This window comes from Ruegeria sp. A5, from assembly GCF_056543005.1.
The window spans coordinates 89274-116013 of record NZ_JBQGAV010000004.1 but is presented as its reverse complement, the minus strand read 5'-3'; the positions used below and the strand labels follow the sequence as shown (position 1 = coordinate 116013).

Annotated in this window: 29 protein-coding genes; 19 read left to right on the top strand and 10 right to left on the bottom strand. The window is 56.7% G+C overall.

The window, feature by feature from the left end; translation table 11 throughout:
* Window positions 1-33 precede the first annotated feature (33 nt).
* The 4 genes from lgt (at window position 34) to ACR0AY_RS10795 (ending at window position 4246) form a co-directional block, all read left to right on the top strand.
* On the top strand, window positions 34-921 hold the full coding sequence (gene lgt / locus ACR0AY_RS10810; RefSeq protein ID WP_170512485.1) for a prolipoprotein diacylglyceryl transferase: 888 nt from the start codon (window positions 34-36) through the stop codon (window positions 919-921).
* Window positions 918-1985, top strand: coding sequence for an SAM-dependent methyltransferase (locus ACR0AY_RS10805; RefSeq protein WP_170512487.1), 1068 nt, complete (start codon window positions 918-920; stop codon window positions 1983-1985). Before lgt ends, ACR0AY_RS10805 begins: the two co-directional genes overlap by 4 nt.
* Entirely contained in the window at window positions 1982-2740 is a 759-nt protein-coding gene (pgeF, locus tag ACR0AY_RS10800; RefSeq protein WP_170636063.1) for a peptidoglycan editing factor PgeF, read from the top strand. The genes ACR0AY_RS10805 and pgeF overlap by 4 nt, the downstream gene beginning before the upstream one ends.
* A gap of 723 nt (window positions 2741-3463) precedes the next feature.
* Window positions 3464-4246: a Hint domain-containing protein gene (locus ACR0AY_RS10795; RefSeq protein ID WP_170392383.1), complete on the top strand. Its 783-nt coding sequence runs from the start codon at window positions 3464-3466 to the stop codon at window positions 4244-4246.
* Window positions 4247-4364: 118 nt separating this feature from the next.
* Here the strand turns inward: ACR0AY_RS10795 and ACR0AY_RS10790 are convergent, their stop codons facing one another.
* The gene (locus ACR0AY_RS10790) at window positions 4365-4865 is read right to left on the bottom strand and encodes an Lrp/AsnC family transcriptional regulator (protein ID WP_170392385.1); all 501 of its coding nucleotides are present in this window, start codon (window positions 4863-4865) and stop codon (window positions 4365-4367) included.
* Window positions 4866-5092: 227 nt separating this feature from the next.
* Between ACR0AY_RS10790 and trxB the strand changes: the two genes are divergently transcribed.
* From trxB to ACR0AY_RS10770, 4 genes are all read left to right on the top strand, one after another.
* Entirely contained in the window at window positions 5093-6034 is a 942-nt protein-coding gene (gene trxB / locus ACR0AY_RS10785) for a thioredoxin-disulfide reductase (protein ID WP_170512491.1), read from the top strand.
* Between the two features lies 1 nt (window position 6035).
* On the top strand, window positions 6036-6494 hold the full coding sequence (locus ACR0AY_RS10780) for an RES family NAD+ phosphorylase (RefSeq protein WP_170512493.1): 459 nt from the start codon (window positions 6036-6038) through the stop codon (window positions 6492-6494).
* A 102-nt stretch (window positions 6495-6596) separates the two neighbouring features.
* A complete protein-coding gene (locus ACR0AY_RS10775; protein WP_480454142.1) occupies window positions 6597-8252 on the top strand; it encodes an adenylate/guanylate cyclase domain-containing protein in 1656 nt (551 codons plus the stop codon).
* 189 nt (window positions 8253-8441) lie between these two features.
* On the top strand, window positions 8442-10160 hold the full coding sequence (locus ACR0AY_RS10770; RefSeq protein WP_170512497.1) for a bifunctional sulfate adenylyltransferase/adenylylsulfate kinase: 1719 nt from the start codon (window positions 8442-8444) through the stop codon (window positions 10158-10160).
* Window positions 10161-10232: 72 nt separating this feature from the next.
* Here the strand turns inward: ACR0AY_RS10770 and ACR0AY_RS10765 are convergent, their stop codons facing one another.
* The 3 genes from ACR0AY_RS10765 to ACR0AY_RS10755 form a co-directional block, all read right to left on the bottom strand.
* Entirely contained in the window at window positions 10233-11111 is an 879-nt protein-coding gene (locus tag ACR0AY_RS10765; protein ID WP_170512499.1) for a PhzF family phenazine biosynthesis protein, read from the bottom strand.
* An 83-nt stretch (window positions 11112-11194) separates the two neighbouring features.
* Window positions 11195-11419: a DUF1150 family protein gene (locus ACR0AY_RS10760; RefSeq protein ID WP_170392397.1), complete on the bottom strand. Its 225-nt coding sequence runs from the start codon at window positions 11417-11419 to the stop codon at window positions 11195-11197.
* A gap of 5 nt (window positions 11420-11424) precedes the next feature.
* Window positions 11425-11838 carry an Hsp20 family protein gene (locus ACR0AY_RS10755; protein WP_010441788.1) on the bottom strand — a complete coding sequence of 138 codons (414 nt, stop codon included), beginning with the start codon at window positions 11836-11838 and terminating at the stop codon, window positions 11425-11427.
* Between the two features lie 165 nt (window positions 11839-12003).
* Between ACR0AY_RS10755 and ACR0AY_RS10750 the strand changes: the two genes are divergently transcribed.
* From ACR0AY_RS10750 to ACR0AY_RS10735, 4 genes are all read left to right on the top strand, one after another.
* Entirely contained in the window at window positions 12004-12228 is a 225-nt protein-coding gene (locus ACR0AY_RS10750; RefSeq protein WP_010441787.1) for a YdcH family protein, read from the top strand.
* Between the two features lie 76 nt (window positions 12229-12304).
* Window positions 12305-12790 (top strand): 5-(carboxyamino)imidazole ribonucleotide mutase, encoded by a 486-nt coding sequence (gene purE, locus ACR0AY_RS10745; protein WP_480454141.1) that lies wholly within the window; start codon window positions 12305-12307, stop codon window positions 12788-12790.
* The gene (locus tag ACR0AY_RS10740; protein WP_480454139.1) at window positions 12787-13542 is read left to right on the top strand and encodes an NAD(P)-binding domain-containing protein; all 756 of its coding nucleotides are present in this window, start codon (window positions 12787-12789) and stop codon (window positions 13540-13542) included. Before purE ends, ACR0AY_RS10740 begins: the two co-directional genes overlap by 4 nt.
* 2 nt (window positions 13543-13544) lie before the next feature.
* Window positions 13545-14612, top strand: coding sequence for a 5-(carboxyamino)imidazole ribonucleotide synthase (locus ACR0AY_RS10735; protein WP_480454204.1), 1068 nt, complete (start codon window positions 13545-13547; stop codon window positions 14610-14612).
* A gap of 62 nt (window positions 14613-14674) precedes the next feature.
* Here the strand turns inward: ACR0AY_RS10735 and ACR0AY_RS10730 are convergent, their stop codons facing one another.
* The 6 genes from ACR0AY_RS10730 to ACR0AY_RS10705 form a co-directional block, all read right to left on the bottom strand.
* Window positions 14675-15826: an alpha-D-ribose 1-methylphosphonate 5-triphosphate diphosphatase gene (locus tag ACR0AY_RS10730; RefSeq protein ID WP_170512506.1), complete on the bottom strand. Its 1152-nt coding sequence runs from the start codon at window positions 15824-15826 to the stop codon at window positions 14675-14677.
* Entirely contained in the window at window positions 15823-16596 is a 774-nt protein-coding gene (locus ACR0AY_RS10725) for an alpha/beta fold hydrolase (protein WP_170512508.1), read from the bottom strand. The genes ACR0AY_RS10730 and ACR0AY_RS10725 overlap by 4 nt, the downstream gene beginning before the upstream one ends.
* 38 nt (window positions 16597-16634) lie before the next feature.
* Window positions 16635-17477: a DMT family transporter gene (locus tag ACR0AY_RS10720; RefSeq protein ID WP_170512510.1), complete on the bottom strand. Its 843-nt coding sequence runs from the start codon at window positions 17475-17477 to the stop codon at window positions 16635-16637.
* Between the two features lie 182 nt (window positions 17478-17659).
* Entirely contained in the window at window positions 17660-19303 is a 1644-nt protein-coding gene (gene groL, locus ACR0AY_RS10715) for a chaperonin GroEL (protein ID WP_170392413.1), read from the bottom strand.
* Window positions 19304-19358: 55 nt separating this feature from the next.
* Window positions 19359-19646 (bottom strand): co-chaperone GroES, encoded by a 288-nt coding sequence (gene groES, locus ACR0AY_RS10710; protein ID WP_010441779.1) that lies wholly within the window; start codon window positions 19644-19646, stop codon window positions 19359-19361.
* A gap of 174 nt (window positions 19647-19820) precedes the next feature.
* Window positions 19821-20495, bottom strand: a complete 675-nt coding sequence (locus ACR0AY_RS10705) for a DUF2161 family putative PD-(D/E)XK-type phosphodiesterase (protein WP_170512512.1) — start codon at window positions 20493-20495, stop codon at window positions 19821-19823.
* Window positions 20496-20616: 121 nt separating this feature from the next.
* Between ACR0AY_RS10705 and ACR0AY_RS10700 the strand changes: the two genes are divergently transcribed.
* The 7 genes from ACR0AY_RS10700 (at window position 20617) to ACR0AY_RS10670 (ending at window position 26731) form a co-directional block, all read left to right on the top strand.
* Window positions 20617-21597, top strand: coding sequence for a TraB/GumN family protein (locus ACR0AY_RS10700; RefSeq protein WP_170392419.1), 981 nt, complete (start codon window positions 20617-20619; stop codon window positions 21595-21597).
* A 99-nt stretch (window positions 21598-21696) separates the two neighbouring features.
* A complete protein-coding gene (locus ACR0AY_RS10695) occupies window positions 21697-22617 on the top strand; it encodes a manganese-dependent inorganic pyrophosphatase (protein WP_170512514.1) in 921 nt (306 codons plus the stop codon).
* A 197-nt stretch (window positions 22618-22814) separates the two neighbouring features.
* Complete coding sequence (locus ACR0AY_RS10690; protein WP_170512515.1) at window positions 22815-23690, top strand: TIGR01459 family HAD-type hydrolase; 876 nt, start codon at window positions 22815-22817, stop codon at window positions 23688-23690.
* Window positions 23691-23790: 100 nt separating this feature from the next.
* On the top strand, window positions 23791-24234 hold the full coding sequence (locus ACR0AY_RS10685; protein WP_074736482.1) for a MaoC family dehydratase: 444 nt from the start codon (window positions 23791-23793) through the stop codon (window positions 24232-24234).
* A gap of 60 nt (window positions 24235-24294) precedes the next feature.
* Complete coding sequence (locus ACR0AY_RS10680; RefSeq protein ID WP_170392424.1) at window positions 24295-25227, top strand: bifunctional riboflavin kinase/FAD synthetase; 933 nt, start codon at window positions 24295-24297, stop codon at window positions 25225-25227.
* Complete coding sequence (locus ACR0AY_RS10675) at window positions 25224-25697, top strand: YcgN family cysteine cluster protein (RefSeq protein WP_170512517.1); 474 nt, start codon at window positions 25224-25226, stop codon at window positions 25695-25697. The genes ACR0AY_RS10680 and ACR0AY_RS10675 overlap by 4 nt, the downstream gene beginning before the upstream one ends.
* Window positions 25697-26731 (top strand): threonine aldolase family protein, encoded by a 1035-nt coding sequence (locus ACR0AY_RS10670; RefSeq protein WP_170512519.1) that lies wholly within the window; start codon window positions 25697-25699, stop codon window positions 26729-26731. Before ACR0AY_RS10675 ends, ACR0AY_RS10670 begins: the two co-directional genes overlap by 1 nt.
* Window positions 26732-26740 lie beyond the last annotated feature (9 nt).

The window sequence follows — 26740 nt, the reverse complement described above, 5'->3', positions numbered from 1 at the left end:
CTTGCCACGCAAACCCCGGGCAATGAGACGCACATGCAGGCTGTTTTGAATTTCCCCGATCTGTCACCCGAAATTTTCTCGATCTCTCTGTTCGGGATGGAGTTTGCTCTCAGGTGGTACGCGCTGGCCTATATCGTCGGCATCCTGATTGCTTGGCGCATGGCGCTGATGGCGCTCAGGCGGCCTATGCTTTGGGCTGATGACACACCACCGATGCAACCCGATCAGCTTGAGGATTTGGTCACCTGGATCATACTGGGTGTAATTCTTGGTGGTCGATTGGGGTTCGTCCTTTTCTATCAACCCGCATATTATTTTGCGTATCCACTGGAAATTCTGATGGTTTGGCAGGGTGGCATGGCCTTCCATGGCGGCCTGTTGGGCGTGGTGATCGCCACTTATCTGTTCGGCAGGCGCCACGCTATACCGATTCTTTCGCTGGGAGATCTGGTTGCCTACACAGTGCCGCCCGGGTTGTTGCTGGGACGATTGGCGAATTTCACTAATGCCGAGCTTTGGGGTCGACCCAGTGAATTGCCATGGGCGGTGATCTTTCCCGGAACTGCGGCCCAGGATTGTCCCGGCGTTGTTGCGGGGATGTGCGCCCGCCACCCGTCGCAACTGTATGAGGCAGCACTCGAGGGTCTGATCCTCGGGGCGATTCTGATATGGCTGGCCTACCGGCGCGGCGCGTTTCAAAAACCAGGTCTGGTTATGGGCGTATTTCTGGCTGGCTACGGCGCATCGCGGTTTTTTGTCGAATTCTTCCGTCAACCCGATGCGCAATTTGTATCGCCCGGTAATCCGCTAGGGCTGGCGTGGCATGTTGGCGGATATGGATTGACGATGGGGCAACTCTTGTCGCTACCAATGATTGCACTTGGCCTTTGGTTCGCATTTCGGGCACAACGCAGATCATGAACCTGAAGGATCGTCTGCTCCTGCGCATCCAGAATGATGGCCCTATGACCATCGCTGACTACATGACCGAGTGTCTGATGCATCCGGAACATGGATACTACATAACCCGCGATCCGCTGGGCGCTCAGGGCGATTTCATTACAGCGCCTGAAATCAGTCAGATGTTCGGAGAGCTAATAGGACTGTGTCTGGCGCAATGCTGGCTGGTACAAGGCAAACCCGAAAAGTTTGTTCTGGCCGAGCTTGGCCCTGGTCGTGGCACCCTGATGGCAGACATCCTGCGCGCCACTCAAAGTGTTCCTGGCTTTCACAAAGCGGCCGAGATCGCGTTGCTCGAAGCTTCACCTGTTTTGCGCGACGTACAAGCCAAGGCACTGCAAGGGTATGAACTTCAGTGGATCGAGGCAATTTCTGATCTTGAAGACCTTCCTCTGTTTCTGGTGGCAAACGAGTTCTTTGATGCCCTGCCCATCCGCCAGTTCCTGCGCGAAGGCGAAGGTTGGCGCGAGAGGTTAGTTGGCAAAAATGGTGCATCGCTTGCGTTCGGTCTTGGTGCGCAATCGGCACAAGCTGCGCTCAGCGGACGTGTCGAGGATACGCAGGACGGAGATCTGGTAGAACTGTGCGCTGCTGCCAGTTCCATTATGTACTCTGTTGCCGGGCAGATCGCTCGTAACGGCGGAGCCGCGCTGATCATCGATTATGGTGACTGGCGCTCGCTTGGCGACACTTTGCAGGCGTTGCAAGCGCATGAACGTGTCGATCCCCTGGATCAGCCCGGTCAGGCGGATCTGACCACACATGTCGACTTTGAGGTCTTGGCGAAGGCGTCTCATGCTTCGGGCTGCGCATATACAAAACTGACCCCGCAGGGGGTGTTTCTTGAACGGCTCGGGATCACTGCGCGCGCGCAATCGCTTGCCGCCCCTCTCAGCGGGTCACAGCTTGAGGCGCTCGTCTCTGCACATCGACGGTTGACGCACCCCGACGAAATGGGAAACCTGTTCAAAGTACTGGGCCTTTATCCGCCAAACGCCACGCCGCCACCGGGACTGGAACCATGACACTGGAAATCATTACCTCAGACATGCTGTCCCCCGTACGACACGGGTTCTTCAGCCGCCGCGGTGGCGCATCTTCTGGTATCTTCGAAGGACTCAACTGCGGAACCGGGTCGACAGATTTGACTGAGGCCGTAGCTTTGAACCGTCGGCGCGTCGCCGACGCGATGGAAGTGGCACCTGAGGCGATGATCGGTGTGCATCAAGTGCATTCGCCGACCGTGATTGCAGTCGATGGTCCGATGACGGGTGACAAACCCAAAGCTGACGCGGTTGTCACATCAACGCCGGGTTTGGCGCTTACAATCTTAACCGCTGATTGTCAGCCAGTGCTGTTCGCCGATCCTGGCGCAAATGTGATCGGGGCCGCACATGCCGGTTGGCGCGGCGCGTTGGACGGTGTGCTGGAATCAACACTCGACGCGATGGAAGCGCTGGGAGCCAGCCGGGATAACACAGTTGCCGTAATCGGCCCCACGATTTCACAACGCGCTTACGAGGTCGGCTCAGAGTTTCTGGACGACTTCCTTGCTGACACGCCAGAGAACGCGCGTTTTTTTGCAAATGGCAAAGGTGACCGGATGCATTTCGACCTGCCCGCCTTTGGCCTGCATCGTCTGCGCGAAGCTGGTATCGGCAAGGCCGAGTGGGTCCGTCACTGCACCTATTCCGACCCCGACAGGTTTTATTCATACCGGCGATCGACCCATGCCAACGAGGCCGACTACGGCAGATTGATTTCCGCTATCAGGTTGTAAATCTGGCCCAGATTAAGGCAGCTTTGCCCAGTTTCTGCCACATTTCTTGTGTTTATCAGAGTCAGAATCGTCTCAAATTTTCGCCAATGCACAGACGGTTACCCCAAGTGGGGTCGTCATGGCATGGGCGGAAGCAACTAAGAGGTACCTGAAACCTTCAATTTGTCCTCAATTCAACCCGGATCAGCCTTATAGGCGCCGCAAATCAGCGTCACATTGGCTTCATAAACGGGAACAGGGCGACCGCCCTATCGAAGCAGGACAATGGATATGAAATCGAAATCACGCTTTCTCAGCGCCGTTTTTGCGGCTGTCAGGGATCAAGAACCAGAAATGCCCTGGAAGCGGGTTTCAAGTCACTCAGTCAGAGTTGCACGCCGTCTGGCGGCGCGACGCTGACACAGCAACCCCAAGAGACCAGCTGCCGGTCTCGGAGGGCAAACGCATACCGGATGAAGCTCCGGTCCGGTGTGTGGGGTCGCAATCAGGACTGCGACCAGGGTTCGGAGCGTGTGTGTGCAGGCAATTGCAGCCTGCGGTTTACGAGTTTGTCTGGGGGGTCAAGAACTTGACCAAAACACTGGTGTTTTCTGATGCGGCGCTGTGCATTCGCGGCGACCGGCCTGTGTTTACCCATCTGATTACAGACAAAGAACAAGGTCGTCCGGCGATATTGCACGGGGGTTCAAGCCGTCGGACGGAATTTAGAGGGGACGGAATACCATGACTATTCCAAATTCTCTGGCCCGCGCTGCCAGAAACGCGGTCGAAACGTCAGCGCTATTGCGCGATGCGCCTCGTCCCGCGACAAAGCAAAAAGCACAGCTTCGACGCTATGAAGTGTGCAGTCTGCTGAAAAACGGGGATATTTCACAGACACGCCATATCGCGCCAGCTTTACCGATGTTTGAAGATGCATTTTGTGCGTTCACACGCGGATCGTTGGTCGAGACGCCACAGGGCCAGATGGCGATCGAAGATCTGCTGCCGGGTGATGATGTCCTCACTCAAGACGGATCATCGGAAACCGTACTTTGGAAAGGGTCTGTCACACTGATTCCCGGACGCGAGGATACGCGCGGGCGAACCCGGCCGCTGACACGGATCATGGCCGACACGTTCGGGATGCAAAAACCGATGTCGGGCGTCATCACGGGCCCCGCCGCACGTCTGCTGGGTACGCCTACGCACATGCGTCATTTGAACGGCGGGCAGCCCATGCTGACACCCGTCAGTGAGTTTCAGGATGGAATGGGTATCATTGAAACGCTGCCACCGACTCCGGTCGAGCTGTTTCATATCTGTGTCGCCCGGCATTCCGTGATTCGGGTCGATGGCCTGCAATTCGAGACCTATCATCCGGGCATCAACGCAGTCCGAATGATCAGTCACTCTTTGCGTTCGATCTATTTGAATCTATTCTCACATATCGAATCGTTGAATGATTTTGGGCCGTTGCTCTTGCCAAGAGCCGGAGATGGTGAAATTGACGCTATGACAGCGTGAACTGGTTAACTATTACTGCAAGCGTGGGGCATTATGCAGATTTTACTGAGTTGGGTTTTAACCCTTGCACTGGCAGCGATGCTGCCACCCTGTCCTGTGGATCAAACAAGAGGTAGGTTCAGGCCGTCCGGTTCATCCGGTCTTCCAGTACGTCAAATGGTACGCCTGGCTCGTCTTTTGCGCCTCGGATAACAAGCGAAGTCTTGACGCTGGCCACGTTTGGCGTGGTCAGCAACTCGCCTGTCAGAAATTGCTGAAAACTGCTGAGATCCGGTGCGACGCACTTCAGGATGAAGTCAACCTCGCCATTCAGCATGTGGCATTCGCGAACCAATGGCCATTCCCGACACCGGTCTTCAAAAGCGCTGAGCTCGGATTCGGCCTGACTTTCAAGTCCGACCATGGCAAAGACCTGCACTTCAAACCCAAGCTCGCGGGCGTTCACCTCGGCATGATAGCCGCGAATGTACCCCGAATCTTCCAGCGTCCGCACCCGTCGCAGGCAAGGAGGAGCGGATATTCCTACGCGCTTGGCAAGCTCAACATTGGTCATACGGCCATCGGCCTGCAGTTCCGCAAGAATTTTGCGGTCGATTTCATCCAACCGGGTCGTGACCATCGAATGCTCCTGAGTTTTTCAGTTGTTATATCAGCAGCCCCGGGAGGCGCAATAATATTTCACAGCCACGCAATTTTCGTTATTTCAGATACATAATTGGCCGCAAAGCCAATCATTAGGCACATCACGGACCTGCAATATGAAGGGGCTTTAAGCCCTGCCCTGCGGTCGCTATATCGATCCGCACCGGACAACATGTCCGCCGAGGCAGTTTGAGTGAGGATACCATGGCCGAAACACGACACACCAAGGTTCTGATCATCGGGTCGGGACCTGCAGGATACACCGCGGGCGTTTATGCAAGCCGGGCCATGTTGGAACCGATCCTGGTGCAGGGTATCGAACCCGGTGGACAACTGACCACCACAACCGAGGTGGAAAACTGGCCGGGTGACACCGAGGTTCAGGGTCCAGACCTGATGGTTCGGATGCAGGACCACGCCAAGGCAATGGGATGCGAAGTGATCGGCGATATCATCAGCGATCTCGATCTAAGCCAGCGTCCCTTCACAGCCAAAGGCGACAGTGGCACCGTCTACACCGCCGACGCGGTGATTCTGGCAACGGGCGCACGAGCCAAGTGGTTAGGTATTCCCTCGGAAGAGAAATTTAAAGGGTTTGGCGTATCAGCCTGTGCCACCTGTGACGGCTTCTTCTATCGCGGTCAGGAAATCGTTGTGATCGGCGGCGGAAATACTGCCGTAGAAGAAGCGCTGTTCCTGACCAACTTCGCAAGCAAAGTCACTCTGATCCACCGCCGCGATGAGTTGCGAGCTGAAAAGATCCTTCAGGATCGGCTGTTCAAGAACGAAAAGATCGAGCCGCTTTGGTTTCACGAACTGGATGAGGTGATCGGAACCGATGCCCCACTGGGTGTGGAAGGCGTCAAGGTCAAGAATGTAAAGACCGGCGAAATCACGGAGATTCCGTGCAAAGGCGTATTTGTCGCTATCGGCCACGCCCCGGCAAATGAGCTGGTCAAAGATACGCTGGAAACCCACATGGGTGGCTACGTCGTGACCAAGCCGGGCACGACGCAAACTTCGGTTCCGGGAGTTTTCGCTGCCGGAGACCTGACCGACCACGTATACCGTCAGGCTGTGACAAGCGCCGGTATGGGCTGTATGGCCGCGCTGGATGCAGAACGATTCTTGGCGGAGAACGACTGAGATGATCACAGAATTCTCCGGCCTCGTCTGGAGAATTCTGTTTCGCACCCAATCGGGTGACCCGCTCTCATCGGCCCGTGCCCCCGAAGGACGGTTTCATCATTCTGGCCAATTCGCGCTTTATGCGTCGCTTAGCGCTGAAGGTGCCGGGATCGCCATTCGGCGCTATGTCTCGCAGTGCGACCCTCCACGGACGATCCATCGCTTGAAAATATCCAAGGCGCAAGTATTGGATTTGCGGGGGCAACCTTCTGCCTCGATCGTCTGGCAAGACATGCGGGCAACCGGCATACCCTCTCCAACATGGCGATTTTCGGACAAGGCCCGCACATACGGCGCGGATGGGCTGCTATACAGTTCGCGCTCGCGTCCTGAACTGAGCCATCTGGTGTTGTTCAACGCAGAACACCAGATGATACAAACCGCAAGCGCCCCCTGCGACTGGTTCCACGAAAGGTGACCGCGCCTATCTTGACCGGCACCCGGCACCGTATCAGGATCAACCATAGTAACGCGAAGAACAGGTGAGCTTTTGGAAAACGTTCTTTGGCGCGGCGGATGGATGAGCCGGCTCAGAATCGCAAGCGGCCTCGTGCTGTTTGTCTTTGCGTTCTTTCATTTCATCAATATCGGCCTTGGTCTGTTTCACACTGATTTGCTGCACGGGATGCAGGGCGGACGTAAAGCTATCAGCCGTAATGAGATCGGCAGCGTCGTGATATATGGCGCATTGCTGATGCACATGGGACTGGCGCTTATCTCACTCGCGCAGCGCCGGACGCTCAGAATGCCTTTCAGCGTCGCGCTTCAGGTTATTCTTGGGCTGTTGATCCCGCTGCAGCTTATCTCACATCTGGTTCAGACCCGATACGCGCATGAGATTTTCGGGGTGAATGATGAAATGGGTTACATCATCATTCTGATGTGGCCCAGCACTGCGATCTGGTTCCAGAGCCTATTGCTTCTGCTGGTGTGGATCCACGGATGTATCGGGCTACACATGTGGCTACGGTTGACCACATGGTGGCGTGCGATGGTTCCATATCTGATCGGTCTCGCCGTCTTTGTACCGGGCTTCGCCTTCGCAGGCCTTCTGACCGAGGGGCGGCGAATCTGGGCCGATTTTGCCGACCCCGATCTGCGAGAACAGTATATCGAATACTATAACTGGCCTTCGCAAGAAGAGTTTCAGTCATTGTTTTCCGTCACAGACTATACGCAGTGGGTATTCTGGGCCGCGCTTGCACTAACAGGCTTGGTCTATCTCGGGCGCAAGCTTTGGCGGCGGCGGCATTCGGTGCGGGTGCGCTATGTCAACGGTCCAGAAGTTGTGTCGGAGAAAGGCATGACCCTTTTGGAGATGTCACGCGCAAATGGCATCCCACATACCGCGCTGTGTGGTGGCAAGGGGCGCTGCACGACCTGTCGCGTAGTGGTTGAAGATGGTGCCGATCAGTTGCACCCGCCTACCGAAGTTGAAGCCCGCAGTCTGGAAGCGATCAGCGCGCCAGAAGGAACCCGCCTGGCCTGCCAGATGCGGCCGTCAGATCCGCTCACGGTGTTTCGTGTTTTCCGCCCTGACGGCGCGCGTGATCGTGCGCATGCGAGCCAAGGGCAAGAACGGCAACTGGCGGTTCTGTTTCTGGACATGCGCGGGTTCACCGCCCGCACAACGGGGCAATTGCCTTATGATATCGTGTTTCTGTTGAATCGTTTCTTCGACGCAATTGTCCCGGCAATCACGGCGCAAGGCGGGGTTGTCGACAAATACATGGGCGATGGGTTGCTGGCGATGTTTGAAACAGCTAACGCCGCAAGTTCGGCAAGCGCCGGTCTAAGGGCGGCGGCTGGGATCGGGCAGGCATTGGAGCGTTTCAATCAACAGCTTGAAGCAGAAGGCAGCCAGCCCGTACGTATCGGCATGGGCCTGCACCTAGGTGATCTTGTGTTGGGCGAAATTGGTGCAGCTAAACACGCGCCGCGCACCATCATAGGAGACGCGGTAAATGTTGCCAGCCGGCTAGAGGCCGAAACCAAAGCGCTGGGGGTCGAGCTTCTTGTATCGGACAAAGTTTTGGACGCGGCTGAGTTGCAATGTGATCCGCGCGATCTGCAGGAATTCAGCCTGCGGGGTGTATCTGAACCTGTCCCCGCCCTGCCCGTCAGACATGCAGCCGACCTTGAGTCGCAGACCTCACCCCTGGAACAGATTGCCTGAGAATACGCCTAATGACCTTGAGCGTCGGGATTTTTTCAATAACCTGAAACAAAAAACAGAAAACCGTTCCATTTCGGGAAAAAACCGCACATTTCATCCTTAGTTTCTGCAAGTCTATGGACTTCACCCTCAGGCCAAGGCACACGCCCTTGAAACAAATGCCAACAGTAACGCAATAAGAGTTTTCCGATGACGATGTTAAGCAATCTGGCCCCAATCCCTGAATTGTATGTTTCCTATGAATCTGCACAAAAACTGAAGATCGAAGCATCTGATCTGACCAGCTGGGATCTTAAGCCCCGGCAGATTTGCGATTTGGAACTGCTTATGAACGGTGGGTTCAACCCGCTCAAAGGTTTCCTGAGCGAGGCAGACTATGACAACGTGGTCGAAAACATGCGCCTCGCCGACGGGACGCTGTGGCCAATGCCGATCACCCTGGATGTTGACGAAGATTTTGCCGCATCGATCGAGCTGGGCCAGGATATTGCCCTGCGCGATCAGGAAGGCGTGATCCTCGGCACCATGACCGTGACCGACCGCTGGACACCAGACAAGGCGCGTGAGGCGGAAAAGGTCTTTGGCGCTGATGATGATGCGCACCCGGCTGTGAATTACCTGCACAATGTAGCGGGCAAAGTTTATCTGGGCGGCCCGGTCACTGGCATCCAGCAGCCCGTGCATTACGATTTCAAAGCCCGCCGCGACACGCCGAACGAGCTGCGCGCCTATTTCCGCAAAGTGGGCTGGCGCCGGATCGTTGCGTTCCAGACCCGTAACCCTTTGCACCGTGCGCATCAGGAATTGACCTTCCGTGCCGCAAAAGAAGCACAGGCCAACTTGCTGATCCATCCCGTGGTTGGCATGACCAAACCGGGCGATGTGGATCATTTCACCCGCGTGCGTTGCTACGAAGCCGTGTTGGATAAATATCCGGCCTCGACTACGTCGATGTCGCTGCTGAACCTTGCGATGCGCATGGCTGGCCCGCGCGAGGCAGTCTGGCACGGGTTGATCCGCGCAAACCACGGCTGCACCCATTTCATCGTCGGTCGTGACCACGCAGGTCCAGGCAAAAACTCTGCCGGTGAGGATTTCTACGGCCCCTATGATGCGCAAGACTTGTTCCGAAAATGTCAGGACGAGATCGGCGTCGAGATGGTCGATTTCAAACATATGGTCTACGTGCAGGAACGCGCGCAATACGAGCCGAATGACGAGATTCTGGACAAGGACAACGTCACGATCCTCAACATCTCGGGCACTGAACTGCGCCGCCGTCTGCGCGAAGGGCTGGAGATTCCGGAATGGTTTTCGTTCCCCGAAGTTGTTCAGGAACTGCGCAACCGCTTCCCGCCGCGCTCGCAACAGGGATTCACCGTGTTTTTCACCGGTTTTTCAGGCTCGGGCAAATCCACCATTGCCAACGCCTTGATGGTCAAGCTGATGGAGACCGGGGATCGTCCGGTTACCCTGCTGGACGGGGATATCGTGCGTAAGAACCTGTCTTCGGAACTGGGCTTTTCGAAGGAACATCGCGATCTGAACATCCGCCGCATCGGTTATGTCGCGTCTGAGATAACCAAGAACGGCGGTATTGCCATCTGTGCTCCTATCGCGCCTTACGCAACTACCCGTCGTGCTGTGCGTGAAGAGATCGAACAATTCGGTGCATTTTGCGAGGTGCATGTCGCGACCAGCATTGAAGAATGCGAGCGCCGAGACCGCAAGGGTCTGTACAAACTGGCACGTGAGGGCAAGATCAAAGAGTTCACGGGGATTTCCGACCCTTACGACGCCCCTGAAGACCCAGAGCTGCGCGTCGAGACCGAGAATGTCGAGGTTGACAACTGCGCACATCAGGTTCTGCTTAAGCTGGAAAGCATGGGGCTGATTGCAGCATCCTGATCACTTAAGACGAAAAAATACATCAAAGGCCCTCAGATTTCTGAGGGCCTTTTTCGCAGGTGCGGGTCTGGTTCAGTCGGGCAAATTCACCTGCCCGCGCATCAGGACATGGCCGCGCCCGGCAACTTTGATCCCCGTCATCGCATCCGAAGGTCCAACGCGTGTCACGGTCGCCTGACCGGGGCGGCCCATGTCATGGCCCTGTTCGGCGATGAATGTCTCTTTGTCCATCAGTCCGTGTTTCCAGAGATAGGCCGCCATCGCACCGGTGGCCGATCCGGTGAACGGGTCCTCGGGCGGGCTGGGGGGCGCCATCATCAGGCGCGAGAATGTGTCGCCCGTAGTCGTTGCGCCTTTCAGTGTTACAAGAAACGGTTCAGCCATGTCCGACCCCGAGAAACCGGCCTTTTCGGTAATATGACTGAGCAAAGCAACATCCAGCTTGGCAGCGCGCAGCGCCTCGTGATCGCGCAGGACCGTAATGCAAAAGGGCAGACCTGTTGAAACGAACTGCGGTGGAGAAATTACCACCTCTTCCGGCAGGCTGATGGCGGCGGCAACCAGATCTGCGGGCACATGATCGCCGAATTGCGGGGCGACCTGCGTCATTTCGATGTCATCACCATTCAGTTTGATCGATACAATCCCTGCTCCGGTCTCAAGCGTCAGAGCATCACCCTGAAACAACCCCCGTGATCGCATCGCTGCAACGGTTGCTATGGTCGGGTGCCCGGCAAATGGGATTTCCCGGCTGGCCAGGAAGTACCGGACCCGGATATCAGCGATATCGGATGGCCCGGTAAAAGTGCATTCAACCAGAGAAGTCTCGCGCACATATGCCATGCAAACCGCGTCCGACAGCCCTGCACCCTCATGCACAACTGCGCAGCCGTTGCCACCAAAGGCCTGATCGCTGAACGCATCCACCCAATCGAAATCATACCAGCTCATCGCGCACTCCTGCGTTTCAATCAGCGGCACGATCACCGCTGAGGCAGAAAATGTCACGTCAATTCGGCGGAATGTTTGGTGGCCTAGTGAACGGCCACCGGGGACAGGTCATGTTCGCGTGCCAGTACAAAGGCCAGCTTGCGGTCGGCAACCAGTGCCAATTGCTGCCCATCGGAATCGTGGACAGCATACAACTGATCCAGATCGCCTGCCTGCTCTCGCAGATCCTGCGGAAGGTCTGCCACATCAACGGCCTTTACATAGACAATCCGATTGCCTTCGGCGTTGATCTCAATCGGTGTATTCATTGCTCTTACCCCTTCTTGATGTTGATTGTCTGAACCACGGTTTCAGGCACGGCGCGGGTCAGGTCCACATGCAGCAGACCGTTTTCCATGATCGCCTCGCCCACCTCGACCCCGTCAGCCAGCACAAACATGCGCTGGAATTGACGCGCCGCGATGCCACGGTGCAGGAATATGCGCCCCTCGCTGTCGTCGCGCTGACGGCCCCGGATCACCAACTGGCGATCCTCGATTGTAATCGACAGGTCCTCTTCCGCGAAACCGGCCACCGCCAAGGTGATGCGATAGGAAAAATCCGAGGTCTGCTCGATATTATAGGGCGGGTATCCTTCATTTCCGGCCTTTGCAGACCGTTCCAGAAGGCGTTCCAACTGCTCGAACCCCAAAAGATGCGGGTATGAGCCTAAGGTAAGTTTCGACACGTATTTTCGTCCTTCATTGTCAAAGCGACGTATTCTGCGGTCCCGATGTCGGCAACCGCGTGATATAGAATATGGGAAGATACAGGGATGTCCACAAGGTCTGGCCGGATAAACCCTGACACACTATCTTGTGTTAGAAGCACCACTTGAAACACTGAGTCGTCCATGAACGCACCCACCGATCTTTCGATGAAAACCGATGAAGTCCTACGGGTGGAATTAGAGGTCTTTCGACGCCAGCACCGTGATTTGGACGAAGCGATCGAGGCCTTGCAGGCCAAGGGGACCTCGGACCAATTGACGATCAAGCGGCTAAAAAAGCAGAAACTGCGCCTGAAAGACATCATCCGTCTGATCGAAGACAGATTGACCCCCGATATCATCGCCTGAGACGCGCGTACCGCATTGCCACATATGCGGATTTGGCTATAGTGCGCGCTCTTTCCGAGGGCAGGGGCGTAAGCGGATGAGCGATGTGAAAGTAGGGATCATCATGGGCAGCCAGTCGGACTGGCCTACGATGAAAGAGGCCGCCGATATTCTGGATGAGCTGGGCATCGCTTATGAGGCGCGGATCGTCTCGGCCCACCGCACGCCGGATCGCCTCTGGGATTATGGTAAAACCGCCGTGTCGCGCGGCTTGCAGGTCATTATCGCGGGCGCGGGTGGCGCGGCGCATTTGCCCGGCATGATGGCGTCGAAAACACGCGTGCCCGTGATTGGCGTTCCGGTGCAAACCCGCGCGTTGTCGGGCGTAGATTCGCTCTATTCCATTGTGCAGATGCCCAAAGGTTTTCCGGTTGCGACCATGGCTATCGGTTCGGCCGGCGGGGTCAATGCGGGCCTGATGGCCGCGGGCATTCTGGCGCTGCAGGATGCCACGCTTGCGGAACGGCTGGATGCCTGGCGCGAGGCCCTCTCTGCTTCGATCCCGGAAGAACCTCAGCAATGAGCCGTATCGGTTTCATCGGCACAGGCCACATCGCTGCGCCAATCGCGCGGCTGATGGCTGCAAAAGGTCATGATCTTTACGTCACCGAGCGCAATGCCCAAGTCTCCTCGGCTCTGCAGGCCGAGCTTGGGGTCCGAGTTGGCACTCCGCAAGACGTGATTGATGCGTCCGAGATCGTGTTTGTCTGCCTGCGCCCCCATGTGGCCGAGGACGTTCTGGCCCCGCTAAGCTTTCACGCAGATCAGAAGATTGTTTCGGTGATGGCCGCCGTCTCTGAGGAGCAGCTATCCGGCCTGTGCGCGCCGGCATCGGATTTAGTGCAAACGATTCCGCTGGGTTTCCTTCAGACAGGAGGTTGCCCGTTGGCCGCTTACGGCAAAGATCGCCTCTTGGCAGATTTGTTCGAGCCCGAAAATCCTGTGGTCAAAGTTGCCAATGAGGCCGCGTTGAACGCCCACTTTGCCATCTGCGCCATGGTGCCAGGTATCCTGGACCTTATGGCAACAGGCACCGACTGGTTGGCTGATCAGACCGGTGACAAAGACCGGGCCGAATTCTACACCACGCAGCTTGTGTCAGGGTTTCTGACATCAATGCACAAAGAGCATGCGGGCCAACTGGCAGCCGAGCGTGACGCGCTTGCGACCGAGGGCACACTGAGCCTTCAGATGACGGATATTTTGCAATCCGAGGGCGCGCATGATGCCTTGCGTGCTGCACTGAGTGCCATTGGCAAGAGATTGGAGACATGACGATGTCAGATATGCTTACGCCCGGTGCGACAATCGGGATATTGGGGGGCGGTCAACTGGGCAGGATGCTCTCGATCGCGGCTGCACGGTTGGGGTTCAAGTCCCACATATTCGAGCCGGGCACAAATCCTCCGGCCGGTCAAGTTGCAAATCAGGTCACGACCGCAGCCTATGATGACGCCGACGCATTGAAGGCCTTTGCTGAGTCGGTCGACGTGATCACCTACGAGTTTGAAAACATCCCCACCCAGGCGCTGGATCTGCTTGAGGCACACCGCCCCATTCACCCGGGTCGAGAGGCGTTGCGGGTCAGTCAGGACCGCTTGACCGAAAAGACATTTCTACAAGGCTTAGGCCTGCAAACCGCGCCCTTTGCAAACATCTCCGATTTGGACAGCCTGCGCGCCGCAATTGATGACATTGGCACCCCCGCTATCCTGAAAACCCGACGCTTCGGCTATGACGGCAAAGGTCAGGCCCGGCTGCGCGCACCCGAAGATGCCGGGGCGGCACTGGCTGATATGGCGGGCGCGCCGTCCATACTGGAAGGGTTTGTGGACTTCAGCCACGAGGTTTCGGTCATCGCAGCACGCGGTCTGGACGGGCAAGTTGCCTGTTTCGATCCGGGCGAGAATGTCCATCGCGATGGCATATTGCACACGACCACAATACCGGCACGCCTGTCTCCGGCGCAGCGGACAGATGCGGTATTGCTGGCCGCCAACATTCTCAACGCGCTGGATTATGTCGGCGTCATGGGTGTCGAATTGTTTGTGACGCCACAAGGATTGATCGTGAATGAAATCGCGCCGCGCGTTCATAACTCGGGTCACTGGACCCAGAACGGCTGCGCCGTGGATCAGTTTGAACAACATATTCGCGCCGTGGCCGGTTGGCCTTTGGGCGACGGTCAGCGCCACTCGGACGTCGTGATGGAGAATTTGATCGGGCATGACATGGACCGCGTACCCGAACTTTCACGCGAACGGGACGTAGCACTGCATCTCTATGGCAAGGCCGAGGTCAAGGCCGGCCGCAAGATGGGGCATTTCAACCGGATTTCGCGATGAGGTAATCGCGCTTACGCGCGATGCCTCCGGCGGAGGTATTTTTTAGCCAGATGAAGCCGGGATCAGCTCAAGAAACGTGTTGCGATACTACCGGACATATAGCTGACACACCCGCCTGACAGTGTGGCAGCGACTTGGTGGGTTGCCGCATCGAGTATCACCAGATCAGCACGATATCCGGGCTGTAACGTTCCGCGATCCTTCAGGCCTAAAACCCGCGCGGGACCGGACGAGACAAGCGCCCAGGCGCCCGCAATATCCAGCAGGCCAGATTTTACCAACATCAGCGCAGCGCGGCGCGGGCTGGGGTAGTGGTAATCCGATGCCAATGCATCACACAAACCCATCGAGATCAGATCCACCGCGCTGGCATTTCCCTTATGTGAGCCGCCCCGCACAACATTGGGTGAGCCGAGGATGATGTGATCTCCGCCCGCCCGGGCACATTCGGCGGCTTCCAGCGTTTCCGGAAATTCCGAGATCATCACCCCGCGCTCGCGCCACTCAGCACGATCCTGCGGCGTTGTATCATCATGGCTGCCGAGCCGAATTCCTCGGTTCGCAAGGACAGTGCAAAGGCTGTCCAGTGCTGCTGGCACCTCGGCGCTGCGGTTGTGCATTGCCTTCAGCATCTCAAAATGCACTTCGGGATTCCGTCCCGCCTTCAGTGCCTGCCCCGTCAAGCGGGGTGGTTTTCGTCCCTCAGCCAGCCGGTCATGAGGTAGATGATCATTCAGAACCACATAAGGCACCTGCCAATCCGCGATACGTTCGGGCAGCCCGTCATAGTCGTCCAGCATATGGGTTTCGAAGCGCAGTTGAGGGATCAGTTGGGTTACAACATCATCCCGAACCGCAGCGATGGCGTCAAAAACCTGACCAGCAAACTCGGGCCCGCGCACGCCGCCTTCCCAACTGTGGAACTGCGCCAGAACAGCTGTGGTTATTCCATTCGCGGCTAGTTCCGCTTCAACCGATAAAATGCCCTCTGCCATCTGCTTCATGGCACCGCGCCGGGGCGCGATGTGACGTTCAAAACCGTCGCCATGCAAATCAATGATGCCAGGCAGGATGAGGTATCCTGACAAATCAATCTGCCGCCCTGCCCTATCGGATTGAATGGTACCTTCGGCGATCGTCAGTTCAGCACGCGACACCCCTTCGCCGGGCAACAGAACATTCGCGCCGGTCAATGTCAGTTCCAATGAGTTCATTGAGTGGGCTCCGAGTCCGGTTCCGAGCAATCTTCCCCAAGACAGATCTGGTCGATGATATCCATCACCCCGTCAAGCCAGGTGATTTGTGGATCGAACTGTCCGAATTCGATGAAATGCAGGGTCTGCGCCATGACCCGCGGGTTGTTCATCATGAACGTATGCGTCACCGGCAAGACGATGTGATCAGCCATACCCTCAACCTTTGTGGTTTCGATCGATACCTTGCCGTCATCTGGACCATCGATCAGAGACGAGAACACTGGGTTCAATGAGTTCTCGCCTGCAATCACCCCCAAATCGAAGTCCACGGGCGGCAGGCGGCGTGGAATACCCTCTGGTCCGGTTCCCAACGCAAGCCCTGCAGGGCCATTCAGAAAGCCGAAAACCTCCCAGGCGCCAAGCTCGTCCACCAGTTGGCTGCCCTGATTAGGAGGTCCGAGCATGACAACGCGTCCCAGATTCTCAGGGTCGTTGTCCTGCAACCAATAGCGCAGCAGAATGCCCCCCATCGAATGCGCTACAACGTTAACCGTATCCTCCCCGCAGGCGGCGAACGCAGCTGGTAAAGTCTGGTTGGCGAGGTCTGGTATTGGTAGGTCTGTCGAAGGGTAACCTGGACGAACCACAGTGTAACCATGCGCATGAAAAAGCTGTTCCATGACGGTAAACGAGGCCTCTGTGCGCGCGAGGCCGTGCAGAAGGACCACGCATTTCGCATTGGCCACCGCAGGCATAAGGCACAAGAGGAGAACAGCAAGAAATTTCATACACGCCAGATAAGGCCTAACCCAGGCCGAGGGAACCCCTAGCCACGGTTCCGGCGCAGCACCGCCAGTGCGATGCCGCCGAGTACAAATCCGGCGCCGAGCAGAAGCCTTAGACTTGCCGTCTCGGCTAACAGGATGACCCCGGCAGCAATTGCGATAACTGGAACGCTGAGTTGCACGATCGCGGCCACCGCCGGTGAAAGCTGTGGCACGACACGGTACCATAGCGCATAGCCGAGACCGGACGTGACGCCTCCGGAAAGCGCAGCCAGCCCATAGCCAAGCGGAGACATTTGCCAATTGCTTCCCAGCAGGAACAGGGCAAATCCCGTGACGGGCAACGCCATGATGAAATTTGCTGCAGTTCCCGACAATGCATCTGGTTCGGACCGGCCCGCGATGGAATATATGGCCCACCCGACCCCGGCAGCCGTCATTAAGCCGGCCCCTGTCGGGTCGACCTGAACCGTCCCAGCAGGCCAAAGAACAAAAGCCAGTCCACCAAGCGCAATACCGGCACCCAATATCTGTCTCAAAGTGGGTGCAGAACCGGTCATTGCACCAATCGCAAACATGGTAATTTGCACAACCCCGAACAGGATCAGCGCACCAAGCCCGGCATCAAGCGTCAGATACGCTACTGAAAACCCAATCATATAAAGCGACAGTGACCCGGCCCCAACAACACGTCGACGATCAAAAACAGGGATCGAGCCGCCCCTAAGCGCCACCAATACCGTTAAAACCAAGGCACCAGCCAAAACCCGGATGATGGCAAATCCCGCCGGATCACTTGCGCCACTGTCGATAGCAAGGCGGTTCAGGATCGAATTCGCGGCGAAGGCGCACATGGTTAAAGCGGTCAGAAGAAACAGTCGCATATCAACCGCATAGCCGTTTCAAAGGGATTTGCACACTCACATTCCCGATTGCCGAGCCAATCCCGACCCTCCTCGGACCAGAGCCTACCAGCGCCAATGATACGAATGCACAACAGACATTCCAAACAAAACCGGGGCCGCCCAAAGGCGACCCCGCTATTAAGCACTAAGGCTTAAGTAGCTTACATCATGCCGCCCATGCCGCCCATGTCGGGCATGCCGCCGGCAGGTGCCGCGCCTTCTTTGGCGGGCTTGTCGGCAACCATTGCTTCGGTGGTGACCAGCAGGCCAGCAACCGATGCCGCATCTTCCAGAGCGGTACGGACAACTTTGGCCGGGTCGATGACGCCGAACGAGAACATGTCGCCATATTCTTCGGTCTGAGCGTTGAAGCCGAATGCTGCGTCGTCGCTTTCGCGAACTTTGCCAGCAACAACCGCACCGTCGACACCAGCGTTCTCGGCGATCTGGCGCAAAGGCGCTTCGATTGCCTTACGAACGATGTTGATACCTGCGTTCTGGTCAGCGTTTGCACCTTCCAGAGTTTCCAGTGCTTTACCGGCCTGAACCAGAGCAACACCGCCGCCGACAACAACGCCTTCCTGAACGGCAGCGCGGGTCGCGTTCAGAGCATCGTCGACACGGTCCTTACGCTCTTTCACTTCAACTTCGGTCATGCCGCCGACGCGGATAACAGCAACACCGCCTGCCAGTTTGGCAACGCGCTCTTGCAGCTTCTCACGGTCGTAGTCCGACGAAGTTTCTTCGATCTGAGTGCGGATCTGAGCAACACGTGCCTCGATCTCGGCTTTCTCGCCAGCACCGTCGACGATGGTGGTTTCGTCTTTGGTGATTTCGATTTTCTTGGCGGTGCCCAGCATGTCCATGGTGACGGACTCGAGCTTCATGCCCAGATCTTCGGAGATCACCTGACCGCCGGTCAGGATCGCGATGTCCTGCAGCATGGCCTTGCGGCGATCGCCGAAGCCCGGTGCTTTGACAGCAGCAATTTTCAGGCCGCCGCGCAGTTTGTTGACCACCAGAGTTGCCAGCGCTTCGCCTTCAACATCCTCAGCAATGATCAGCAGCGGCTTTTGCGACTGGATCACCTGCTCGAGCAGCGGAACCATCGGCTGCAGCGAGGACAGTTTCTTTTCGTGCAGCAGGATCATGCAGTCGTCGAGTTCTGCGATCATCTTGTCTGCGTTGGTGACGAAGTAAGGCGACAGGTAGCCACGGTCGAACTGCATACCTTCGACAACATCGGTCTCGGTTTCCAGACCTTTGTTTTCTTCGACGGTGATAACGCCTTCGTTGCCAACTTTCTGCATCGCGTCTGCGATCTGCTGGCCGATTTCGGCTTCGCCGTTGGCCGAGATGGTGCCAACCTGAGCAACCTCTGCCGAGTCTTTAACTTCACGCGAAGCGTCTTTGATGCCTTCGACAACCTTGGCAGTTGCCAGGTCGATGCCGCGCTTCAGGTCCATCGGGTTCAGGCCAGCAGCAACCTGCTTCAGACCTTCGCGAACGATGGCTTGAGCCAGAACGGTTGCAGTGGTGGTGCCGTCGCCGGCTTCGTCATTGGTACGGCTGGCGACTTCTTTCACCATCTGCGCGCCCATGTTTTCGAACTTGTCTTCCAGTTCGATTTCCTTGGCAACCGAAACACCGTCTTTGGTGATGCGCGGTGCGCCGAAGGATTTGTCCAGAACCACGTTGCGGCCTTTGGGACCCAGGGTCACTTTAACAGCATCGGCCAGAACATTTACACCGGCCAGCATGCGGTTACGGGCATCGGTGTCAAACTTGACGTCCTTTGCAGACATGTTGTCTCTCCTTGAGAATATCTGTTGAAACGAAGATCAGAGAAAGCGGGTGCGCTTACTCGATGATCCCCATGATGTCGCTTTCTTTCATCATCAGCAGCTCTTCGCCGTTGACCTGAACCTCGGTGCCCGACCATTTGCCGAACAGGATCTTGTCGCCAGCTTTTACAGCCATTGCGATCAGTTCGCCGCTGTCCTTGCGCGCGCCTTCGCCGGTTGCAACGACTTCGCCTTCGCTGGGCTTTTCTTTTGCGCTGTCGGGAATGATCAGTCCGCCTGCGGTTTTCTCTTCGCTTTCTACGCGACGAACCAGCACACGGTCATGAAGCGGTTTCAATGCCATCTTTGCAGCTCCTTGGGCTCAAAGTTTGTTTTCCTCCCCTCGCCGACTGACGAGGCGTTAGCACTCGGGTCTCATGAGTGATAACGACGCATAGCTAGGGAGTTGCAGGAAGCGAGTCAACAATATGTGAAAGATTTTTTTGCCCGGCGCGATAAGCAGGCAAGAACAAGGCACCTAGTCTGGCTGATCCCAGCTGTACGCCCAGTGTTTCAGACCTTCTTGCCCTGCCTCAGACAGCGCGTAGACGCCCTTTTCCACTTTTTCGAACCAGCCGTAATGATTGTCGTACATCAAACGTGTCGCCGCACTTACGCCAGTGGCCTTTGCGACATCGGCCCCCTTGCCCGCTCCGTTTTCCGCCAGATGTGCCGCGCATTTTAGCGCATCCTGTCGGTAAGCCGTTACTATCCCATGACGCGTGGCACCGCCCGCATTCGGATCGCCCTGCAACCTTTCAAACTCGCGCAGCAATCGCTTTGCCTTGACCTTATCCTTGCGCGGCGCATAGGGGCCGGGATCGCATTGAACCTCGACCGTCCCATCAGAGCGCACGGTGATCAGACCCAACCCCAGGCGACGGCACAACGCCAGATTATCCTTCAACGCCCGTCGCGCTGCCCGGCCTTTTGGTTTACAGACCCCAATGTAGACCTGATCGGTTATTTTCAGACGAGTGATAGCTTGGTGAAACAGCGCGAGGCTGAAGCGAAGCTTGAGTTCAACGATCACCGGCTCCTGCCCGTCTCGCAGAGCAACAATGTCGGCGGCGCCAACTTCACCTTTCACGGTATATCCCTGACGTTCCAACAAGGCTTTGATGGGTGGGTAAAGGTCCTGCTCGAGCTTCATAACGCTATGCTATGTAGTTTCGCGCGGATTGCCAGCCACGGCTTGGAGACAAACCACATTGCAACTTACAAGAAGGCAGGAGTACGTCTTGGTCATATTCGCCATTTCCGGAAGGTTCCATATGCGCTTGCTCAGCTTTTGTCTCGGCCTTTTGCTTCCGATTACCGCCCATGCGGCCTGCGAAGGGAGAGATCTTAGGCTTGACCTGTCGGCCGAAAGTCAAGCTGATCTCGAGAAGACAATCAGTGACATTCCGTTTCCGGAGGGCAACCACTGGATCGCGACAAAAGACGGGACCGTCTTGCACCTGATCGGCACCCTCCACACCAGCGACCCCCGCATGGCACCCGTGGTCGAGCGCTTGGAGCCAGTTCTGAGTCAGGCCGACGCGTTTTTCTTCGAGGTCACACAGGACGAAATGGACGCGTTCGAAAAAGATCTGGCCGATGATTTCAGCCCGGTCCTGATTACGTCCGGCCCCACTTTGATTGACCTGATGTCGGAAGAAGATTGGACAGCGCTGTCCGCGACTCTGGCCGAGCGTGGCATTCCCGCCTGGATGGCCGCCAAGATGCGCCCCTGGTTTCTAAGCATGATGTTGGGCATTCCGCCTTGCCTGATGAATACCCCAGACTTTGATCGCGGCATGGACACGCGCCTGACGGAACTGGCCGAACAACACGGGATACCCCAGTATTCGCTAGAGCGGATCGAGGATCTGATCGCCATGTTCGACAGCCATTCTTTAGAGGAACAAGTGGCCTCACTGACCAGGCTCGCTGGGGCGCTGCAGGCCGGGGACGACCAAATGATCACGATGGCGAACGCCTATATCGAAGAGCAGCACGCCGCGATCATTGAGCTTGCGAAAATTCAGGGACTTGAAGCTTCAGGGATGACACCAGAAGAGTTTAACGCCGAATGGAAAGGGTTCGAGGATCAGCTTCTGGTGCAACGCAACGCCAACTGGATGGAAAAGATTCTGGACCTGAAGGATCAGACCGCGGTGATCGCTGTCGGGGCCGGACATCTGAGCAACGACTACGGCTTACTGAACCAGCTACAGCAAGCCGGATATACACTGGAACGCGCTGAATTCTAGGTTTTCAGACCAAGGGTCGCAGCAAGTTTGCTTCCGGGTGACAACCTTGTTTGACCACCCTATAAGGCGCGCAAATCCATATTCTTCAGGACACGAGACATGACAACGCTAGTTTTTGGCCACAAATCTCCCGACACCGATTCCACCGGCTCTCCAATCCTGTGGTCGTGGTATCTGAACGAAGTGAAAGGTGAACAGGCACAGCCCGTTTTGCTAGGCGAACCCAACACCGAAGCCGCCTTTATGCTTGAGCGTTGGGACCTGCCCAAGCCGCAAATCATCGAGGACGTGGCCGAGGATGCACCGGTTGTCATCGTCGACACCAACAATCCGGCCGAGCTGCCCGCCAGCATCAACAGCGCCGATATCCGCGCCATAATCGACCACCACAAACTGGTTGGCGGGCTTGAAACCAAAGGCCCGATCGACATCACCGTGCGCCCGCTGGCCTGCACAGCAACCATCATGGTCGATCTGATGGGTGACGATGCGGCCAAGATGCCCGACGCAATCAAGGGCGCAGCGCTGACCTGCATCCTGTCTGACACGCTGGAATTCCGCTCACCCACTACAACCGCCCACGACCGCGCCGTGGCCGAGAAATTGGCGGCTGAACTTGGTCTGGATGTCTCGGCCTACGCCGCCGACATGTTTGCAGCGAAATCGGATGTATCGTCATTCTCGGACGCCGAACTGATCCGCATGGACAGCAAGGAATACGAAGTCGACGGCACCAAGTTCCGGGTCTCGGTTCTGGAAACCACAGCCCCCGGTGTCGTGCTGGATCGCAAGGACAGCATCGTAAGCTCGATGGCTGATGTGGCCAAGGAAGACGGCGTTGATCAGGTGTTGTTGTTCGTGGTCGACATTCTGAACGAAGAGGCAACCCTGCTGGTTCCAAATGATCTGGTCAAAGGTGTCGCCGAGAAGAGCTTTGGTGCAACCGTGGACGGTGACGCGGTTGTGTTGCCCGGCGTGATGAGCCGGAAAAAGCAGATCATTCCGAACCTCAAGGTCTGAATTTTGCTCATCAAAGGCGCCCGAACCGGGCGCCTTTCTTTTTGCGAGGCTCTGCCTCGCGCTCCGAGATATTTTTGGTCAGATGAACAAGGGAAACAGATTTCGGTCGCTCCGCCTTGGGCTGCACCTCTGGCCAATCCCGCCACGCTCTGCCATAGGCTTTGGCATCTCGCATTCCATGCAGCACGAGGCGCGCCATGACCCAGATCGTTTCTTCACTCGCCGAAATCTCTGACCGCTACAAAGCGTTGTTCGTTGATTTGTGGGGCTGCGTTCATAACGGGATAACCGCCTACCCCGAGGCCGTTGCGGCGCTGCAAGCTTATCGCAAAGCCGGAGGCACGGTGGTTCTTGTAACCAACTCTCCCAAGCCTCGTGCTGGCGTTGCAGAGCAGCTTTCGCAATTTAAGGTGCCAGCGGCTGCCTATGACACGATTGCAACCAGCGGTGATTCGGCGCGTTCAGCGATGTTTCGCGGGGCGATTGGCGAAAAAGTCTACTTCATGGGGGAATGGCAGCGGGATGCCGGTTTTTTTGAACCCCTGAAACTGCTGGATCATCCGATCCACATTGAACGCGTTCCGCTGGACGCGGCCGAAGGCATCGTGTGTTGCGGCCCGTTCGACCCGATGGCGGACCCAGATGTGAACCGGCCCGACTTTCTTTATGCCAAGCAGAAAGGGATGAAACTGCTCTGCGCAAATCCGGACATCGTGGTGGACCGAGGCGAAACGCGCGAATGGTGCGCAGGTGCTTTGGCCCGACTTTATACCGAGATGGGTGGTGAAAGCCTATATTTCGGTAAGCCACACCCGCCCATCTACGATCTGGCCCGGCGCAGGTTGCAGGCGATTGGGGTTGATGTGTCGGATTCTGAAATACTTGCCATAGGGGACGGGCCGCAAACAGATATCGCTGGAGGCATGGGGGAAGGCATTGATACCCTCTTCATCACCGGCGGTTTGGCAGCCGCAGAAACCAAAACATCACATCATCCAGACGAAGACGCGTTGAAAGCTCATAACGAGAAGGAACAGATCAATCCAACCTATTCGATTGGTCGCCTGAGATAGCAAAAAAGACTTGATTTTCTGCAACTGCGAAGTAATAAAGTTGCCGACGAGCGGCAGATGATGGTCTTTTGTTGCTCTTTCGATCTCGAATGAGGGCAGCATGTTGGACAACCTTCCGCGCGGAACGATTTGCATCGAAGACATCGAAATGGGCATGTCACGGCACTTGCGCAAAGTCGTGACCGATGAAGATATCGAGATGTTTGCTCAGGTTTCGACCGACCGGAATCCGGTTCATCTGGATGATGACTATGCCCGCGATACGATTTTCGAAGGACGTATTGCGCATGGCATGCTGACCGCCGGCCTGATCTCTGCCGTGATCGGAGAGCAGCTGCCCGGACATGGAACCGTGTACATGGGACAATCGCTTAAATTTCTGGCGCCGGTGCGTCCGGGCGACATGGTTTATGCCGAGGTCAAGGTGATCGATATCGATTTCGCCAAACGCCGGGTTAAGCTGGATTGCCACTGCGCAGTTGACGGAAAGAAAGTGCTGGTGGGTGAGGCCATGGTGCTGGCTCCGAGCCGCAAGTTCGACTGATAATCCACCTTAACCGAACTGCGGCTTGAACCTGACGGGCAGTCCCGCTAGGCAAGCCGCATGCATATCATCCGGGACTTCCAGTTTGTTGAACCAGAAGACCGAGGCGCAAGTGTCGCCATCGGGAACTTTGACGGTGTTCATCTTGGCCATCAATCCGTCATCGAGTTGGCGCGCAATGCTGAATTGAACGCGCCGCTGGGGGTCATGACATTTGAGCCGCATCCACGAGAGTATTTTTCCCCAGAGGCACCGCCCTTTCGTCTGATGCGCGGCAATGCACGCGCGCACCGGCTGGAAAAACTCGGCGTGCAGAAGCTTTATGAACTGCCTTTTAATTCAACGCTCGCGGGTATGACGCCCGAAGCTTTTGCGAGGAATGTCATATGCGATGGTCTGGGGCTTTCTCATGTTGTCGTGGGTGCCGATTTTTGTTTTGGCAAAGGGCGCAGCGGTAACCCTCAGGACCTGGTTCGCTTTGGCGAAGAGATGGGGTTCGGTGTGACCATCGCGCCCCTGTTGGAGCGCACCGAGAATGTGGTTTCGTCGACTGCGATCCGGACAGCTCTGTCAGAGGGGCGCCCGCGCGATGCGGCAACAATGTTGGGGCACTGGCACCGGATTGAGGGTGAGGTCGTCGGAGGCGAGCAACGCGGACGAGAGTTGGGGTACCCGACAGCCAATATGTCGATCGAAGGACTGCACCCTCCAAGATTTGGCGTTTATGCAGTTTTGGTCGACGTCCTGGATGGCCCGCATCAGGGCAGCTATCACGGGGCGGCATCGGTCGGGACCCGGCCCATGTTCCAAGGCGAGGTTCCTAACATCGAGACATTTCTGTTCAATTTCTCAGGTGATCTTTACGGTGCCACGCTGTCCGTTGGTCTGGTCGACTATCTGCGGCCCGAAATGACATTCGACGGCCTTGACGGGTTGATCTCGCAGATGGACGCCGATTGCGCGCGCGCCCGAGAGATACTGGCCAGTACATGACTACGGATCCAATCGATCGAGCTGGCCTCGCGCCCCGATTCTGGGAACGCAAGCCGCTGCGCAAGATGAACCAGCGTGAGTGGGAGGCCCTGTGCGATGGTTGCGGAAAATGCTGTCTGAACAAGCTGGAAGATGAAGATACGGGCGAGGTCGCATTGACCTGTGTTGCCTGTCGCCTGCTGGATGACGAAACTTGCCGGTGCACCCAATATGATATCCGCCACCAATTCGTGCCCGAATGCATCGTCATGACACCCGATAACATCGACAACCATGCCTATTGGCTGCCCCAGACTTGCGCCTATCGACTGCTCTGGGAAGGCAAACCGCTTTACGACTGGCACCCTTTGCTATCAGGTACGCCTGAAAGCGTTCACACCGCCGGAGTCTCCGTGCAGCGGCGAACCGTATCTGAATTCGAAACGCCCATGGAAGAGTGGGAAGACTACATCATCGAGGAGCCGAATTAATGCATTTTGCCTCTGATAATTCCGGGCCTGTTCATCCCGAAGTTCTGGCCGCATTGGCCGAAGCCAATCAGGGCTATCAGATGGCTTATGGCGCCGACACCTTGATGAACGAAGTGCGCGACCAAATCCGCGGCATTTTCGAAGCACCGGGTGCGGCAGTTTATCTGGTCGCTACGGGAACGGCAGCTAATTCACTGGCGTTGGCAACGCTGAGCAAGCCGTGGGAAACCGTGTTCTGTTCACCCGTTGCTCATATCCATGAGGATGAGTGCAATGCTCCCGAATTCTACACCGGCGCGAAACTGACTCTGGTGCCGGGTGGCGACAAGATGACCCCCGAAGCATTGACCAAGTCCATTGAGGGGGAAGAAACCCGCGGCGTGCATGGTCCGCAGCGCGGGCCTGTCTCGATCACTCAGGTGACCGAGCGTGGCTCGGTTTACTCGCTTGCCGAACTTCAAGCCTTGTGTGGCGTTGCCAAGAAGTATGGGTTGCCGGTGCATATGGATGGTGCACGCTTCACTAACGCTCTGGTCGCTTTGAATTGCTCACCGGCAGAGATGACGTGGAAATCTGGTGTTGACGCAGTCAGCTTTGGCGGCACCAAAAACGGGCTGATGGGTGTCGAGGCCGTAATCTTCTTCGACGAAAGCAAAGCTTGGGAGTTCGAGCTGCGGCGCAAGCGCGGGGCGCACCTGTTTTCCAAGCACCGTTATCTGTCGGCCCAGATGGCTGCTTATCTGCAGGATGACCTGTGGCTGAAATCAGCTCGCAAGGCGAATGCCAATTGCGCGCGATTGGCGGATGGTCTGCGGGCAGTCGGGGCAGAATTCCTGCATGAACCCCAGGCAAACATGATTTTCGCAAGCTTTCCCCGCAGTCAACACAAGCGCCTGCACGAGGCCGGCGCCGTCTATCACCTGTGGGGCGATACGTTGGACGGTGAGGACGAAGACGAGATGCTGGCCTGCCGCCTTGTCTGTGACTGGTCCATCGGAACCGAGCAGATCGATCGGTTTCTGAACCTCTTGTAGCCGTGCCTC